Annotated in this window: 1 protein-coding gene; it reads right to left on the bottom strand. The window is 57.1% G+C overall.

Features of this window, described 5'->3' with window-relative positions:
• Positions 1-374: Mu transposase domain-containing protein (locus tag H7U32_RS09960; RefSeq protein WP_204469879.1), on the bottom strand; the 374-nt coding region annotated here is incomplete at its 3' end.
• Positions 375-475 lie beyond the last annotated feature (101 nt).

The raw sequence follows: 475 nt of genomic DNA, 5'->3' as shown, positions 1-475 counted from the left end.
TCCTCGTCGTCCTCCTTGGTGAAGTTAAACTTCTCCAAGGAGAGGTCGGTGGAGGTCTGCGGGAGCTGCCTAATCACCGTTTTCACCGGCATGGAGGGAAACTCCTCCGGCTGCTCTGGGAACGCATACTGGTTAGCACAGAAGCTGTCCTGGTAAGCCCAGGTCACTTCATGGGTAGCGAGCAGGCGGGCCATATCTGCGGAGTAAATATAAAGGCAGGAGCCGTTTCGCATAACACGGGCCGTCTTGCCGCCATAGGCGTAGGGGACGCCAAAGCGCCGCCCCTCGTAGTTCACAAACCCGTCAAAGGAAATCCTCCGCTCAGGGCAAAGGTAGAGCAACAATTCAGGGCTGTCGTTCAGTTTCGTAACCACAGAGCCACACCGCTCCCTGTGGATGTCCTGCGGAATACCCAATCCCCGGTGGAAGGTGGTGTTCTGCTCGTCACACCAGTCCAGCGCGGAGAGGTTTAGAT

The organism is Bifidobacterium pullorum subsp. saeculare (assembly GCF_016899725.1).
Lineage (GTDB): Bacteria > Actinomycetota > Actinomycetes > Actinomycetales > Bifidobacteriaceae > Bifidobacterium > Bifidobacterium pullorum_C.
This window is presented reverse-complemented; position numbering and strand designations above follow the sequence as displayed.